We start from the raw sequence: 16,732 nt of genomic DNA, 5'->3' as shown, positions 1-16,732 counted from the left end.
CACAAAAGGAACGAGAATATGGCTAAAGCGCGCAAACCAGCCGCCTTTATCAAGGACCCTCTTTGGTACAAGGATGCAGTGGTCTATCAGGTCCATCTCAAATCCTTTTACGACTCGAATAATGACGGCGTTGGAGACTTCCAGGGGCTGATCGACAAGCTCGATTACATCGCCGACCTGGGCGTCAATACCGTCTGGTTGCTGCCGTTCTATCCCTCGCCACGGCGCGATGACGGTTACGACATCGCCGAGTACCGCGGCGTGCATCCCGACTACGGCACCATGGCCGATGCCAAGCGCTTCATTGCCGAGGCGCATAAACGGGGTCTTCGAGTGATTACCGAGCTGGTCATCAACCACACCTCGGACCAGCATTCGTGGTTTCAGCGCGCGCGCAAGGCGAAGAAAGGCTCGGCAGCCCGCGATTTCTATGTCTGGTCCGACACGGATGACAAATACGACGGTACGCGGATCATCTTCCTCGATACCGAAGTGTCGAACTGGACCTGGGACCCGGTCGCCCAGCAGTACTTCTGGCACCGCTTCTATTCGCACCAGCCGGATCTCAATTTCGACAATCCGCAGGTGATGAAGGCGGTACTCAGCGTCATGCGGTACTGGCTCGATCTAGGAATCGACGGGTTGCGGCTGGATGCCATTCCTTATCTGGTCGAACGTGACGGCACCAACAACGAGAACCTGCCGGAGACCCACGTGGTGCTCAAGCAGATCCGTGCCGAGATCGACGCCAATTACCCCGACCGCATGCTGCTGGCGGAAGCCAATCAATGGCCGGAAGACACCCAGTTGTATTTCGGCGGCGAGGATGGCGGGCCGGGTGACGAATGCCACATGGCGTTCCATTTCCCGCTGATGCCACGCATGTATATGGCGCTGGCTCAGGAAGATCGCTTCCCGATCACCGATATTTTGCGTCAGACCCCGGATATTCCGGAGAACTGCCAATGGGCGATCTTCCTGCGCAACCATGACGAGCTGACGCTGGAAATGGTGACCGACAAGGAGCGCGACTATCTCTGGAACTACTACGCCTCGGACAAGCGCGCACGGATCAATCTCGGCATTCGTCGACGCCTGGCGCCGCTGCTCGAGCGGGATCGGCGGCGCATCGAGTTGCTCAACAGCCTGTTGTTGTCGATGCCCGGTACGCCGGTGATTTATTACGGCGACGAGATCGGCATGGGCGACAACATTTTCCTCGGCGACCGCGATGGTGTACGCACGCCAATGCAATGGTCGGTGGACCGCAACGGTGGTTTCTCCCGCGCCGACCCGCCGAGCCTGGTCCTGCCGCCGATCATGGACCCGCTGTACGGCTACCAGGCGATCAACGTCGAGGCGCAGCAGCGCGATCCTCACTCGTTGCTGAACTGGACGCGGCGTCTGCTCTCGATCCGCAAGCAGTTCAAGGCATTTGGGCGTGGCACGCTGAAAATGCTCGCACCGAGCAACCGGCGGATCCTGGCGTATTTGCGCGAATTCACCGCACCCAGCGGTGATACCGAGGTCATCTTCTGCGTGGCCAACGTGTCGCGCTCGGCTCAGGCCGCAGAACTGGAACTGTCGCACTACGCCGGCATGGTGCCGGTGGAAATGGTCGGTGGCAGTGCCTTCCCGCCGATCGGCCAGTTGCCGTATCTGCTGACATTGCCACCTTACGGCTTCTACTGGTTTCAGCTCGCGACCAGCCATCAGATGCCCAGCTGGCACCAGGAGCCGGTGGAAACCATGCCCGACTTTCAGACCCTCGTGCTCAAACGTCTGGATACGCTCAATGCGGTCAACAAGCGCATCCTGGAAACCGAGTCGCTGCCGGCATACCTGCCGAAGCGGCGCTGGTTCGCCAGCAAGGATGCGGCCATCGACTCGATCAAAATCTGCTACAGCGTGCCGTTCGGCAACCCGCAGCGACCTGTATTGCTGAGTGAGATTGCCGTCGAGGCCGCTGGCCGCACCGATCTATATCAGCTGCCGTTGGGCTTCCTCGATGAGGATGATTTCGATATCGCCTTGCCGCAGCAACTGGCGATGGCGCGGGTGCGCCGTGGGCCGCAGGTAGGCCTGTTGACCGACGCCTTTGCGCTCAACCAATTCGTGTTGGGTGTGATCCAGGGCTTGCGTGAAGAGCAGGTGCTGCCATGCGGTGACGGCGAGATTCGCTTCCAGCCGATGGCGCAGCTGGCCGAAATCGAGCTGCCGTCTGATGCCGAGGTTCGCTACCTCACGGCCGAGCAGTCCAACAGCTCGGCAATCGTGGGTGGCAGCATGATGATCAAGGTGCTGCGCCGCGTCTCGGCAGGCATGCACCCGGAGTTGGAGATGGGCAGCTTTCTCACCGAACAGGGCTTCACCCATATTTCGGCGATGCTCGGACAGGTCAGCCGTATCGACAAACGGGGTGAGCCCTATGCGCTGATGGTCGTGCAGCGCTATCTGGACAACCAGGGCGATGCCTGGGAATGGACGCTCAATACGCTCGATCGCGCCGTGCGCGACCAGATCGCTGGCGGTGTCTCGTTGCATGAAAACCAGTTCAGCGCGCTTGAAGAGCTGGAGGCCTTCAATCGCCTGCTTGGCCAGCGGCTGGGTGAGATGCACATGACCCTCGCGGCAAAAACCGACAACCAGGCCTTCGCCAGCGAAACGACCAAGCAGGCCGATGCCAAGGAGTGGACCAAAGCCGTATCCGCTCAGGTGGAGCGAGCCCTGGATTTGCTACAGACCCACCGAGGCGACCTGGATCGCAAGGCAACTGCCCAGGTTGACCAATTGCTCGGCCAACGCAAGCAGCTGACAGCCGAGGTCAAGCGGCTGGCTGACAAAACGCTTGGTGGCCTGCGCACGCGCGTGCATGGCGACCTTCACCTCGGTCAGGTGCTGGTGGCCCAGGGCGATGCTTACTTCATCGACTTCGAAGGCGAGCCGGCGCGCTCGTTGGAGGAGCGTCGGAGCAAGCTGAGCCCGTTCAAGGATGTCGCCGGCGTACTGCGGTCCTTTGAATATGCGACCGCAATGACCAGGCGCAACGCACAAATCAGCGACAGTTCCGAAACGGCGGATCTGGCCCGACAAAACATATCCGAGACTTACCAGCAGAGCGCGCGCGGCGTGTTTCTCGAAGCCTATCGTGAAGCCACCGCAGATATGCCGCACGTCTGGAAGGATGCCGCCGGGGCCGATGCCGCGCTGGCATTGTTCAGCCTGGAAAAGACGGCATATGAGGTGGCCTATGAGGCAGAGAACCGCCCGGCCTGGCTGTCCGTCCCACTCCAGGGGCTGGCGACGCTGGCACAACAGATTTCCGATGGAGGTTCCCTATGAATGATCGTCCGGCCGTGACCATGCCCGGTGAAACCCTGCTACCCAGCGACGCTCATGTGGACGCGCTGGTGCGTGCCGAGCATGGTGATCCGTTCTCGATTCTCGGGCCGCACCCTGACGGTGATGGCCTGGTAATACGCGCCTATCTGCCTAATGCACTAGGCGTCGAAGTGCTGGAACGTACCAGCGGCCGTACGTTGGCCGCGATGGAGCAGGGTCAGGTGCCTGGCTTCTACTTCGCCCGGCTGACCCATCCGCAGCCCTATCTGCTGAAGATTCGCTGGGCTGGAGGTGAGCAGATCACCGAAGACCCGTTCAGTTTCGGGCCGCAGCTCGGTGAGATGGACATGTACCTCTTCTCCGAGGGCAACCATCGGCAGATCGGCCGCGTGTTCGGTGCGCAACCCATGGAAGTCGACGGCGTGCAGGGCGTGCGTTTCGCCGTCTGGGCGCCCAACGCACGCCGGGTATCGGTGGTCGGCAGCTTCAATGATTGGGATGGACGCCGGCATCCGATGCGTCTGCGCATACCCTCGGGTGTCTGGGAAATTTTCATCCCGCGGCTGCAACCCGGCGACAAGTACAAATACGAAATTCTCGGGCCTAACGGCGTGTTGCCGCTCAAAGCCGATCCTATCGCGCTTGCAACCGAGCATCCGCCGGGAACCGCGTCGGTGATTTCACATCCTCTGGAATACCAGTGGAACGACGAAGCCTGGCTGCAACAGCGGGCCGCACGGCAGTCGTACAACGCGCCGATGACCATCTATGAGCTGCATGCGGGCTCCTGGCGTCGGGACGGAGGCGATAACGGCCGTTTATATGACTGGCACGAGCTGGCCGAACGCCTGATCCCTTATGTCGTGGACATGGGCTTCACCCACATCGAGCTGATGCCGATCATGGAGCACCCCTTCGGTGGCTCCTGGGGTTATCAGTTGCTGTCGCAGTTCGCGCCCAGTGCGCGCTATGGCAACGCGCATGACTTCGCCGCCTTCGTCGATGCCTGCCACAACGCCGGCATTGGTGTGATTCTCGACTGGGTGCCGGCGCACTTTCCCACCGACGCCCACGGCCTGGGTGAATTCGATGGCACCGCACTGTACGAGTATGCACACCCCTTCGAGGGCTTCCACCAGGACTGGGACACCTATATCTACAACCTCGGCCGCACCGAAGTGCACGGCTTCATGCTCGCTTCGGCGTTGCATTGGCTACGTGAATTCCATGTCGACGCGTTGCGTGTCGATGCGGTGGCCTCGATGCTCTATCGCGACTATTCGCGGGAAGAGGGGGAGTGGATACCCAACCGCCACGGCGGGCGGGAAAACCTCGAGGCGATCGACTTTCTGCGTCATCTCAACGACGTGGTGGCGACCGAAACACCCGGCGCCCTGGTCATTGCCGAAGAGTCCACGGCATTTCCAGGGGTCAGTAAACCGACTTCGGAGGACGGGCTGGGCTTTGCCTATAAGTGGAACATGGGCTGGATGCACGACAGCCTGAAATACATACAGGAAGACCCGGTCAACCGGCAGTACCACCACGACCAGATGACCTTCAGCATGGTCTACGCCTACTCGGAGCATTTCGTGTTGCCGATCTCCCACGACGAAGTGGTGCATGGCAAAGGCTCGTTGATAGACAAGATGCCCGGTGACCGTTGGCAGAAATTCGCCAATCTGCGCGCTTATCTGTCGTTCATGTGGACGCACCCGGGCAAGAAGCTGCTGTTCATGGGCTGCGAGTTCGGCCAATGGCGCGAATGGAGCCACGACCGCGAGCTGGACTGGCACCTGTTGGAAGAACCTGACCATCGCGGTGCGCAGAACCTGGTCCGTGATCTCAATCGGCTTTATAGCCAGGAGCCGGCATTGCACGAACTGGATACTGACCCGCAGGGCTTCCAGTGGCTGATCGGCGACGATCGCAGCAACAGCGTGTTCGCCTGGTTGCGCAAGAGTTCGACTGGCCATCCGCTGCTGGTGGTGGGCAACCTTACCCCGGTGGTGCGCGAGGGCTATCGCATCGGCGTGCCGATGGATAGCCGCTGGCTGGAGATCTTCAACAGCGATGCCGAGTGCTACGGCGGTTCCAACGTTGGCAACGGCGGCGGAATGTTGGCCGAGCAGGTGCCAGCGCACGGGCAGGAGGTTTCTCTGTCGCTGACGCTGCCACCGCTTGGCGTCATTATTCTGCGACCGCAGGTATAGATCGCGGCGCCTCGGTAACGGCGCCAATAATGAAAAAACCGGGGCGATTAAATCGTCCCGGCTTTTTTATGCTTCCGTCACCCGCGTGGAGGGTTTCACGCCGCGGTAGGCGGATGCTCTTTCGGCTGCGTTTCGGTGGGTTGAGCCTCATTGCTGGAACGCAGCTTCTTCGCCCGTGCTTCGAGCACGACATAAACAATGGTGGCGAACAGCAGCGGCACCAGAAAATACACCACCCGGTAGCCGATAAGCCCCGCCACAATCGCTCCCTTGCTGAGATTACCCGCCAGCATTGCTACAAAAACCGCCTCGATCACGCCCAGACCCGCCGGGATATGTGTAATCACGCCGGCAATGCTGCTGATCATGAGGATGCCCAGCACCTCGGGGTAAGGCGCCTTCTGCGACAGCATGTAATAGACCACCAGCGCCATCAGCGACCAGTTGGCGGCGCCCAATAGCAACTGCAGCACTGCGAGGCGCAGCGATGGCAGATGAACTTCATGGCTGCGTATCGTCCATTGGCGGCGTTTGGAGAAGCCGCACGCCCAGAGATAGATCACCGTCACCACCAGCAGGCCACCGCCCAGCAAGCGCAGAGCCGTATGGCCAATCTCCCAGTCATCCGGCGGGGTGATCCAGCCCATGGAAAAGATCAGGCCGGCTAGCCAGATATAACCGAGCCAGTTGGTCAGTAAGCTCAGGGTGAACACGCGGGTGATCTGCGATGCCCGCAAGCCGAGCCGTGAATAGAGGCGATAGCGCAGCGCGATGCCGCCGACCCAGGCACTCAGGTTGAGGTTGAAGGCATAGCAGACGAAGGTTACCGGAAGGATTTGCCGAATCGGCAGGTTGTGCTGCGCGTAGCGTTTGCCGAGCACATCGAAGAAGCAATACACGGCATAGCTGGCGAACGCCGCCGCTCCGGCCATCCACAACGTCTTGGCGCTGTAGTTGCGCAGAGTCTTGTAAACCTCGCCCCAGTCGACGTTGCGCGCGAGGCCGATCAGCAGCCCAGCCACCAGAATGAAGAAGACATAAGTGAGAATCTTCTTGATCAACGGCCAGCGCCGTCGCCAGCCGCTGCGCGGCTCATCGTCTTTGGATTGCCGGGTCATCGATGATCTCGCTGCAGAGGGGCTGGGTTGGGCTGCAAAGGCTCGGGATCGAGCAGCTGCAGCTTGGGATTGTGAGCGGGGAACAAGCCCACCATCTGTGGAAAATGACGCAGAAAATGGAAGATCAAAAACGCCAATGGCGCGCGCCACCAATAACCGCGAATGATTCGCTCAAGCGGAATGCGGCGGCAGTCTTCCTGCAGCAGCCGGTCGAGTTTTTCGTGCAACTGACGGTTGAAGTTGTGATCGCGGATGATCAGGTTCGCCTCGAGGTTCAGCGAGAGGCTGAGCGGATCGAGATTGCTCGAGCCGACGGTCGACCATTCATAGTCTGCCAGCGCGACCTTTCCATGCAGCGGCCTGCGGCAGTACTCGTGGATCTCGACCCCGTCGCTCATCAGGTAGTTGTAGAGCATTCGTGCGCCGAACTTGGCGATCGGCATGTCGGGTTGGCCCTGCAGAATCAGCCGAACCCGCACGCCGCGTCGCGCTGCGTTGCGGATTTCCCGTAGCACGCGATAACCAGGGAAGAAGTACGCATTGGCAATCAGCAGCCGCGAGCGCGCATCACGTATCGCCTGGAGATAATGTTGCTCGATGTCTTTGCGGTGGTTGTGGTTGTCACGGGTGACGAAAAGGGAACGGGCTTCCCCGCGGCTGACGCCGACGAAGCCATTGCTCTGGGTATGTACCCGGCGGTGCCACCAACGTCGTCCGGCCTGGGCGGGAGCAATATTATTAAGGGCGAAGCGGTGAATGTCGTGCACCACCGGTCCTTCGACCCGCAGGGCATAGTCCTGCTTGGCAGCCGGCCCGTAGTCGCCCAGGTGATCGGCAGAAAAGTTGATTCCGCCGATGAAGGCAAGATCGCCGTCCGTGACCACGATCTTGCGGTGCATGCGGCGGAACACGTTGACGCGCTTGCCGAGCAGGCGCTTACCGGGGTCGAACATGTGAATGCGCACCCCAGCGCGGGTCATCGCAGCGGCGAATTCGCCGTTGAGGTCAGCCGATCCATAACCGTCCACCGTGACGTCGACGCTGACGCCACGTTCGGCTGCGGCGATCAACACCTGCTGAAGCTGTTCGCCAACCTTGTCCTTGAAGAAGATGAAGGTTTCCAGCAGGACTTCCTTTTGTGCGGCCGCAATGGCCTCGAACACGGCGGGGAAAAACTCCTCTCCGTTTTCCAGCAACTGAAGACGATTCCCGTCTCTCCAGTGAAAATTCATAGGTGTATCTCCACCGCCAAGGGCAGATGATCGGACAAGTGCGTCCAGGGTTTGTTACCGAGGATTCGCGCTTTATGGCTCGTGGCATTTCGAACATAAATGCGGTCCAGGCGCAGCAGTGGCCAGCGCGCCGGAAAGGTCTTGGCCACCTTGCCCTGCGACACGGCGAAAACCTCATGCATGCCGGCGCAGCGATCCAGGGTCTGGGCAGCTTTCAGCCGCCAGTCGTTGAAATCGCCGGCGACCACCACCGGCGCGCCTTTGGGTAGCGAGTCGAGCAGCTGGCAGAGCAGTTCGAGTTGCTGCTGCCGATGCGATTCACGCAGGCCAAGATGTACGCAGATGGCATGAAACTCATCGTGCCCGGGCACCTGCAACACGCTGTGCAGCAAGCCGCGACGCTCCGGACCGGCGATGGAGACGTCGAGGTTTTCGTAGCGCGTGATCGGGAATTTCGAGAGTAGGGCGTTACCGTGGTCGCCGTCCGGGTAGACCGCGTTGCGGCCATAGGCGAAGTCGGTCCAGATGCTGTCGGCGAGAAATTCGTACTGCGACATTTTCGGCCAGTCGTGAAAGCGCAGGGCGTGCTTCTCATGGGTTCCCAACACTTCCTGTAGAAACACGATATCGGCCGATACCGCTCTGACCGCCTCGCGTAGCTCCGGCAGGATGAATCGCCGATTCAATGCGGTGAAGCCCTTGTGGGTATTGACGGTCAGCAAGCGGATCGAGCTGACCGCCGTGGACATGTGCGCGTCCAGGTCGCTGCTGTCGAGCGGGTGATTCTTGTCCAGATTCAAGCCAATGCTCCTTCCAGGTGGCCCGGAGTGGTTTCCAGGTCTTCCTCCAGCCCGAGCCGGCGCAACAGCTGTCGCGCATCGTATGGTGCCCGGACCTTCACATCGTTATCGAAATAGCAGTACACCTCGCGCGCCTTTCGCGTTGGCGGCTCGTCGGAGGTGATGAGCTGGGCGTCATCAGGCTGCTGGCCTTCGCTCCACAGCCTGATGCGCCGACACCAGTTATCCAACGCCTCGTCGCTGTAACCGCTGGTATAGAGCTCTTCGGCGCCATGCAGACGGATGTAGACGAAGTCGCTGGTGAGGTCTTCGCGGTAGGGCCACTTGCCGGCGGTATCGGCAACCACTAGCGCGACCTTGTATTTGCGCAGCAATGCGACGAACGCGGGATCGACGAAGCTATCGTTGCGAATTTCCACCGCATGCCTCAGCCGGCGCTTTTGGTCGATCTGCAGATAGCTGCGGCCCTCCATGCGCGCCTCACAGCCTTTTGCCGATTCCAGCGCGGCCTCGGTGTCATGAGGCAGCAATTTCAGGAAGGTTTCGAACTGTTCGGGATCGAATTTGAAGGACGGCGGAAATTGCCAAAGCATGGGTCCGAGCTTGTCTTTGAGCGCAAGAACACCGGATGCGAGAAAGTTGGCGATGGGTTTTTCTACGTCCCGCAAACGCAGAATATGCGTGATGTAACGCGGCGCCTTGACGCTGAAAACGAAGCCTTTGGGGGTTTCGTCGTACCAGCCGGCATACAGCTCGGGACGTTGCAACGCGTAGAACGAGCCGTTGATCTCGATGCTGCTTACGGCACGTGAGGCGAATTTCAACTCGTTCTTCTGGGTAAGTCCCTTGGGATAGAAGTCGCCTCGCCAGGGTGCGTAGCGCCAGCCTGAAATTCCGATATGGATGGCTGCCATCGCCTGCTCCTGTTTGCTACCGCGGGTTCTGCATGCTGGTCGGATCGCTGGCCGGAAAGGTATCAGCGATCGCCTGGTCGACCACGTTTTCCTCCGAGCCGGGCCCGGCCGGGCTGCTGCGTTGTGGTTGCAGCTCCACCTTGATCCAGCCACTTTCGCGCCGATCGAATGCCTCGAAGGCGGCTATCACGTCGGTCATCGGCTTGACCTGGGTGAGGATTTTCGCCGGATCGATGCGCCGCGCCTGAATCATCTCGATCAGGCGTGGAATGTATTTACGGTGATGGCAGTTGCCCATGTTCATAGTGATGTTCTTGTTCATCGCCATGCCGATGGGGAAGGTCATGGCATCCGGCGGATACACGCCGATGATCGATAGCGTGCCGGCCTTTGCCAGGCTCTGCACAGCCCATTCCAACGCTTGCGAAGGCGCATCGCCTGGTTGCCATTGCCCAGCCTGGTTCGTTTGTGCGCCATCGGCTGGTTTGCCGCCGCAGCAACCGTGCTCGGCATCGACGCCGACCGCATCGATTGCACGATCGACTCCGATACCGGAGGTAAGGCGCTTTAACGTCTCTACCGGATCCTCGCGGTTGAAGTCGATCACCTCCGCGCCCTGATGCCGGGCCATGCGCAGGCGGTCGTCGTACTGGTCGATGGCGAAGACGCGGCCGGCGCCCAACAACTTGGCGCTGGCGATGGCGAACTGGCCGACCGGCCCGCAGCCGAATACCGCGACGGTATCGCCAGATTTGATTTCGGCCATCTCGGCACCGAAATAGCCGGTCGGAAAAATGTCTGAAAGCAGGATCGCCTGATCATCACTGATCTCGGGCGGCAACTTCACCAAGCCAATATTGGCAAACGGGATACGGGCTTTCTCCGCCTGCAAGCCATGAAACGGGCCGGTTGCCGACGGACCGCCATAAAACGCAGTGCCTGCTTCCTTGCCATTGGGGTTGGCCACGTCGCATTGAGCAAAATAGCCGGAGCGGCAATAAGAGCAGTTGCCGCAGGCAATCGTCGAAGGGATCACCACTCGGTCGCCAATCTGAAGGTTGCGTAGGTCGTCGCCGAGCTCTTCGACGATACCCACGGCTTCGTGACCAAGAATGGTTCCTGGCTTCATGCCGCTGAAGGTGCCGCGAACGAAGTGCAGGTCTGTTCCGCAGATGGCCGAGGCGGTGATGCGCACAATCGCGTCGGTAGGGGCTTCGATGCGCGGGTCGGCTACATCCTCGAGGCGGATATCGCCGACACCGTGATAAACGACTGCTTTCATGGCTACTCCGTAACGCACCGATCAAGCCTGGCGGGCTTCCTCGGCAAAGAATGGGTGGGTGACGTCCTGAGAGTCGGTCAGCCCATCAGGGGCCGACCGGGCGTTCCTTAGGATCGCAGCCAGCCTCGCGCGGCGCGGCAATCCATCAGCACGCTGCATTGAACAGGTGCACCTTCATTCGGACTGATCGCGGCTTTCACGGTTCATCTTTTTTTCAGCAGGTCATAGGGGCGGGCGTGCCTGCGGAACGCGTCGGAGGCTCGTGCGGCGGGCCTGGCTCATGTCGGAAGAGGAGGCGAGTCGCAATGATTACTTGAGCGGTGAGTCCCAAGGCAGCTCGCCGGCGAAAGCTTCGACGAGAAAATCGATCATCGCCCGGACCTTCGCTGGCGGCCGCCGGTCCGCAGGGAAAACCACATGGATGCCGCCCAGCCTCAACGGTGGATGATCCAACGGCAGCGCCACCAGCTGGCCTCGCGCCAGGGCGGCGGCAACGATGAACTGTGGTTGATAGATCACACCCTGGTCGCCCACCGCGGCGGCTACCAGCGCGGCGCCATTATTGGCGACCAGGTTGCCGCTGACGGGAACGCGGATTTCGCCGGTCGGGCCGAAAGCCCATTCGCGCGTACCCAGGCTGGACAGGCTATAGCCCATGCAATTGTGCCCGCTGAGCTCGTTGACCCGTCGAGGCATACCCCGTTCGGCCAGATAACCAGGCGACGCGCAGACCAGCATCGGGCATTCGGCGACGAGTCGCCTGGCCTGCAGTGGGCTGTCGGCGAGGCGTCCGACGCGCACGGCCAGATCCCAGCTGCCACCGATCAGATCGACCTGACTGTCGGTCAGGCCCAGTTCGATGCTGACCTCGGGATGGCGTCGGCTGAATCCAGGAATCAGCGGCGCAATGAAACGGGTGCCGAATGACAGAGGCACGTTCATGCGCAGCAGTCCCGAGGCTTCGACCCGCTGCGAAGCGACGTTGGCTTCGGCCTCGTCGATGTCCGGCAAGATCCGCAGGCAGGCCTCCAGATAGCTGCTGCCGGCTGCGGTCAGGGTCAACCGTCGCGTGCTGCGATGGAACAGTTTGACGCCGAGCCGAGCCTCCAACGCATCCACATGTTTGGTTGCCATCGCAGGCGAAAGCCCGAGATGACGCGCCGCAGCGGAGAGGCTGCCAGCGCTGGCGGCACGGGTGAATACACGCATACCGGTGATTCGGTCGAGCATTTTAGTTCCTACTCTCAGTTGAAACTGTTGAGGCGTTTTGCCTTGTTCAGGCTAAACGGAGTGTAATCCATACTGTCGCCTCACCAGCGAGGACGAGCCATGACCAGTGATAGAGAACGTGCAATAGCCGGGGTGCGGATGCCAGCGCTGTTCGTGCCGCACGGTGCCGGCCCATGCTTCTTCATGGAATGGAACCCTATCGATGCCTGGGACAAGATGGCGGCGTTCCTCAAGGGCATCGCAGCGACGTTGCCAAGGCGCCCGCGCGCCATCGTGCTGGTGTCCGGGCATTGGCTTGAGCAGCAGGTCAAGGTCACCGCCAGCGCCAGCCCCGAGCTCATCTACGATTACGGTGGTTTCCCTGCGCACACCTACGAGCTGCGTTACCCAGCACCGGGTGATCCGCTGCTGGCTGCACGTCTGGTCGAATTGCTCGGTCAGGCCGGTATCGAAGCCGGCGAGGACCAGCAGCGCGGCTACGATCACGGTGTCTTCATACCGCTCAAACTGATGTTTCCCGAAGCGGAGGTGCCAGTGGTGCAATTGTCGTTGCGTAGCGATCTCAATGCCCAAACGCACCTGGAGATTGGCCGTGCCATTGCGCCACTGCGGGACGAAGGCGTGTTGATCGTGGGCAGCGGCATGAGCTTTCACAATATGCGTGGCTATGGCGATCCGCGATTCGCGCCGATCTCGGATCAGTTCGATCGCTGGCTGAGCGAGGCCGTGGAATCTCCGCCCGCGCAGCGTGAAACTGCCTTGCAACATTGGGCCGAGGCGCCCGCGGCACGGCTTTGCCATCCACCGCGCGCCGAGGAACATCTGCTTCCGCTGATGGTTGCCGCGGGCGCCGGCGCGACCAGTCCGGGACGCAAGATTTTCTCCGATCGCGTCATGCACACGACGCTCTCGGCTTACCAGTTCGGCTGAATGTTCAGCCCACGAAACGAGGAATCACCATGCTCAGCTCCACCGTACAGATCGACACATCCAACCCGAGCCGACTCATCCGTCGCCTCTGCAAACATTGGAGCCACAAGTTCGAGGTCAGCTTCGATGACCAGCAGGGCAGCATCGCGCTGGGTGCCGGAAAATGTCTGCTGCAAGCGGGCGAGGGCAACCTGCGCGCCGAAGTCAAGGCCGAGGACGAGGCGCAGTTGGAGCGCCTGGAAACCGTGGTTGCCGATCACCTGCAACGCATGGCGTCGGACGAGACGTTCAGCTTCGGCTGGCAGCGATGACCGCTTCGGCAGCCGTCCGATTGCTGGCGGCTATTGCTCGTTGCGAGCGAAATTCGGCAGCGCACTGACCGGCTGGGAGAAGCGGAAGGGGATCGACACCAGAGAATCACCGTAGGGTTTCTGCACCACGAAATGCAGATGCGGTCCGGTGCTGCGTCCGGTGCTCCCAGATTTGCCCAGCAGGGTGCCGGCTTTGACCTGTTGCCCCGCTTTCACCTGTACCGACCCACGCTTCAAGTGCAAGTAGGCGCTGTGCGTGCCGTCATCATGGAGAATCCGCACGTAGTTGCCGGCTGGGTCGGGCAGGCGACCTCCTTGACCGTTGCGTATCTTGAGCACCGTGCCGGCGCGTGCCGCGGTGATCGGCGTGCCCACCGGCATTGCCACATCCACGGCGTAGCGACCCTTTGGCGAGTTGTGGCTGAAGTCTCCGCCGGCGCCCTGTGAAATATGGAACGGACCGCCTTTCCACGGCAGCGCATAGGCATGCCCGCCGACGGACCCTTTCTTGCCCGGCTCCGGCGAATAGATAAGCGCATAGCTGAACGACTGCTGATACATCAGCGGATAACCGGACTGGCGTTTGCGCAACGTGGCGATGCGCATGCGGGTACGTGCAGGCACTGTCTTGCGAATCACACCCTTGCCGACGCCAGCGACATTAACCATATGCGTCAGGCGCAGCATTACTTCAACCGGGACGTCCGTATCGTTGCGCACGTCCATTGCCTTGCCGCTACCGACGCGATTCACGAACAGCCGAACGGTTCCGGGTTTGCCGGCCGGGAGCGTCGCGTTGGTGATGGCGCCACCGGCCAGCGAGGGCAGTGCGGTGGCGGAGCAGAGAATCAGCAGAGCGAGAGAAATGATCAGCCGGGTTGAAGCCATAGGGGTGTGATCCGTCACGGAAAGGACAACCCGCCTGCGGCCGGCAGGACGAATCCGTCGGGGTTCAAGAATGCCGCGCTGGGGTTGGGACTAAGGGTGAAATGCGAGGTTCACTACCGCACGTCGAGAACCACCGAATGGATGAGTTACCGCCGAATGCACCGTCGGGCGTGACCTTGTAGATATCTCAGAGCCCCGACATCGGGGCTCTGTTATCACTTGGCGCGTCGCGGTTGGCGTTATTCCTCTTCTTTGATCAACTCGAACAACAGCAATGAACGACCAGTCAGTGCGTATTCATCGTTGAACTCGAAGCGTTCGGCCCGGGCGTTGGGGTTGTTGGTGTCGATCAGGCGATTCCAGTAGATGCCCTGCGGCACTTCCGGCAGCGTGAAGTTCACGATGTCGTGATGGGCGTTGACGACGATCAGCAAGGTCGCATCGGAGCCGGCCCTGCGAATGCCGGTTGCCTGAGCGCGGCCATCGAGCAGCATGCCCATGCAGCGATTGTTGCCGTCTTCCCAATGCTCGACAGACATTTCCTCAGCGTGCGGCGCCAGCCAGGTAACGTCCTTGACCCCGAGTTCTTCGTTGTACGCGCCGACCAGAAAACGCCCACGGCGCAGCATCGGATACCGCTGGCGCAGGCGGATCAGCTTGCGCACGAAAGACTGCAAGGTACGGCTGTCTTCGGGGATATCCCAATTGACCCAACCGATTTCGCTGTCCTGGCAGTAGGCGTTGTTGTTGCCGTGCTGGGTACGAGCGAACTCGTCTCCAGCGACGATCATCGGCGTGCCCTGAGAAAACAGCAGCGTGGCGAAGAAGTTGCGCATCTGACGGAAGCGCAGCTCGTTGATTTCCGGATTGTCGGTCGGTCCTTCGACGCCGTGGTTCCAAGAGATGTTGTTGTCGCTACCGTCGCGGTTGTCTTCGTCGTTGTCTTCGTTGTGCTTGTCGTTATAGGACACCAGATCCTTCAAGGTGAACCCATCGTGGGCAGTAACGAAGTTGACCGAGCTGAACGGCCGGCGGCCGCGTTGGTTGAACAGATCGCCCGAGCCGGTGAGGCGACTGGCGAAGTCGGCGAGCTGGTTGTCGTCGCCTTTCCAGAAGGCACGCACGGTGTCGCGAAATTGATCGTTCCACTCGGCCCAGCCGGGCGGGAAGCCTCCAACCTGATAGCCACCCGGACCGCAGTCCCAGGGTTCGGCGATCAGTTTGGTCTTGGCCAATACCGGGTCCTGGCGACAGGCGACGAGGAAGCCGTGGCGCTCGTCGTAACCATCGTGCTGGCGGCCAAGAATGGTTGCGAGATCGAAGCGGAAGCCATCGACGTGCATCTCTTGCGCCCAGTAGCGCAGCGAGTCGGTGACCATCTGCACGACGCACGGGTGGCTCATGTCCAGCGTGTTGCCGGTCCCGGAATCGTTGATGTAGTAGCGCTTCTCATCGGGCATGAGCCGGTAGTACGAGGCGTTGTCGATGCCGCGCATGGACAGGGTCGGGCCCAGCTCGTTGCCTTCGGCGGTGTGGTTGTAGACCACGTCGAGAATGACTTCGAGGTCGGCGTTGTGCAGATGCGCGACCATTTCCTTGAATTCGCTGATCTTGCCGCTGGCCAGGTACTTGGGATGCGGCGCGAAGAAGGCGATGCTGTTATAGCCCCAATAATTGCTCATGCCTTTTTCCAGCAGATGCTGGTCCTGGACGAAGCCATGGATGGGCAGGAACTCGACCGACGACACACCCAGCTTGCGCACGTAGTCGATGACGTCCGGCGTTTTGAAGCCGCCGAACGTGCCGCGCATGTCCTCTGGCACCGAGGGGTGCCGCATGGTGAAACCACGCACGTGGGTTTCGTAAATGATGGTGCGATCCCAGGGCACCTGCACCGGGCGGTCATGGCCCCAAGTGAAGGCCGGATCGATGATTTTGGATTTCGGCACAAAAGGCGCACTGTCGCGTTCGTCGAAACTGAGATCGGCGTCGGCATGGCCGATGGTGTAACCGAACAGGGCCTCGGACCATTTCAGTTCGCCAACCAGCTGCTTGGCGTAGGGGTCGATCAACAGTTTGTTGGGATTGAAACGATGACCGGCGTCGGGCTCATACGGACCATGAACGCGGTAACCATAAATCTGTCCCGGATGAGCATCGGGCAGGTAGCCATGCCAGATCTCATCGGTGTATTCGGGTAGCTCGATTCGCTCGAGCTCGGTTTCGCCATCGGTATCGAACAGGCACAGCTCAACCTTGGTGGCATTCGCGGAAAAAATCGCGAAATTGACCCCCAATCCATCCCAAGTGGCACCGAGCGGGAAGGGCAGGCCTTCGCGGATACGCGACGGGGTCAGAATCTGAGGCGCCGCAGGCTTTTTTCTACTCATGAAATCTCCGATGGCAACTCTTGATAAGGCTGTGCAGGGCGATGGAACGCCGCGGCCTTCCGGAGCCATTGGGTCCGGAAGG

At 60.7% G+C, this 16,732-nt stretch carries 12 protein-coding genes; 4 read left to right on the top strand and 8 right to left on the bottom strand.

Features of this window, described 5'->3' with window-relative positions; all coding sequences use genetic code 11:
• The first annotated feature begins 18 nt into the window (after positions 1-18).
• The gene (treS, locus tag AC2LD7_RS07725; RefSeq protein WP_484597177.1) at positions 19-3,342 is read left to right on the top strand and encodes a maltose alpha-D-glucosyltransferase; all 3,324 of its coding nucleotides are present in this window, start codon (positions 19-21) and stop codon (positions 3,340-3,342) included.
• Positions 3,339-5,555 carry a 1,4-alpha-glucan branching protein GlgB gene (glgB, locus tag AC2LD7_RS07720; protein WP_484597176.1) on the top strand — a complete coding sequence of 739 codons (2,217 nt, stop codon included), beginning with the start codon at positions 3,339-3,341 and terminating at the stop codon, positions 5,553-5,555. Before treS ends, glgB begins: the two co-directional genes overlap by 4 nt.
• Positions 5,556-5,650: 95 nt before the next feature.
• Here glgB and AC2LD7_RS07715 read toward each other — a convergent pair whose 3' ends face one another.
• The 6 genes from AC2LD7_RS07715 to AC2LD7_RS07690 form a co-directional block, all read right to left on the bottom strand.
• Entirely contained in the window at positions 5,651-6,673 is a 1,023-nt protein-coding gene (locus tag AC2LD7_RS07715; RefSeq protein ID WP_484597175.1) for a lysylphosphatidylglycerol synthase domain-containing protein, read from the bottom strand.
• Positions 6,670-7,905, bottom strand: coding sequence for a cardiolipin synthase ClsB (gene clsB / locus AC2LD7_RS07710; RefSeq protein WP_484597174.1), 1,236 nt, complete (start codon positions 7,903-7,905; stop codon positions 6,670-6,672). The genes AC2LD7_RS07715 and clsB overlap by 4 nt, the downstream gene beginning before the upstream one ends.
• A complete protein-coding gene (locus tag AC2LD7_RS07705; protein WP_484597173.1) occupies positions 7,902-8,705 on the bottom strand; it encodes an endonuclease/exonuclease/phosphatase family protein in 804 nt (267 codons plus the stop codon). The genes clsB and AC2LD7_RS07705 overlap by 4 nt, the downstream gene beginning before the upstream one ends.
• Positions 8,702-9,619, bottom strand: coding sequence for a DUF72 domain-containing protein (locus tag AC2LD7_RS07700; RefSeq protein ID WP_484597172.1), 918 nt, complete (start codon positions 9,617-9,619; stop codon positions 8,702-8,704). The genes AC2LD7_RS07705 and AC2LD7_RS07700 overlap by 4 nt, the downstream gene beginning before the upstream one ends.
• A gap of 16 nt (positions 9,620-9,635) precedes the next feature.
• A complete protein-coding gene (locus AC2LD7_RS07695; protein ID WP_484597171.1) occupies positions 9,636-10,901 on the bottom strand; it encodes a zinc-dependent alcohol dehydrogenase in 1,266 nt (421 codons plus the stop codon).
• A 309-nt stretch (positions 10,902-11,210) separates the two neighbouring features.
• Complete coding sequence (locus tag AC2LD7_RS07690) at positions 11,211-12,131, bottom strand: substrate binding domain-containing protein (RefSeq protein WP_484597170.1); 921 nt, start codon at positions 12,129-12,131, stop codon at positions 11,211-11,213.
• 99 nt (positions 12,132-12,230) lie between these two features.
• On the opposite strand from AC2LD7_RS07690, the gene AC2LD7_RS07685 reads away from it, so the two are divergent.
• Positions 12,231-13,061, top strand: a complete 831-nt coding sequence (locus tag AC2LD7_RS07685; protein WP_484597169.1) for a DODA-type extradiol aromatic ring-opening family dioxygenase — start codon at positions 12,231-12,233, stop codon at positions 13,059-13,061.
• Between the two features lie 29 nt (positions 13,062-13,090).
• Positions 13,091-13,372: a DUF2218 domain-containing protein gene (locus AC2LD7_RS07680; protein ID WP_484597168.1), complete on the top strand. Its 282-nt coding sequence runs from the start codon at positions 13,091-13,093 to the stop codon at positions 13,370-13,372.
• Positions 13,373-13,402: 30 nt separating this feature from the next.
• Here the strand turns inward: AC2LD7_RS07680 and AC2LD7_RS07675 are convergent, their stop codons facing one another.
• Together AC2LD7_RS07675 and glgX are read right to left on the bottom strand one after the other, a co-directional pair.
• Positions 13,403-14,260, bottom strand: a complete 858-nt coding sequence (locus AC2LD7_RS07675; protein WP_484597167.1) for a M23 family metallopeptidase — start codon at positions 14,258-14,260, stop codon at positions 13,403-13,405.
• 239 nt (positions 14,261-14,499) lie between these two features.
• The gene (gene glgX, locus AC2LD7_RS07670; protein WP_484597166.1) at positions 14,500-16,650 is read right to left on the bottom strand and encodes a glycogen debranching protein GlgX; all 2,151 of its coding nucleotides are present in this window, start codon (positions 16,648-16,650) and stop codon (positions 14,500-14,502) included.
• Positions 16,651-16,732 lie beyond the last annotated feature (82 nt).

The organism is Stutzerimonas sp., from assembly GCF_982611455.1.
This window is presented reverse-complemented; position numbering and strand designations above follow the sequence as displayed.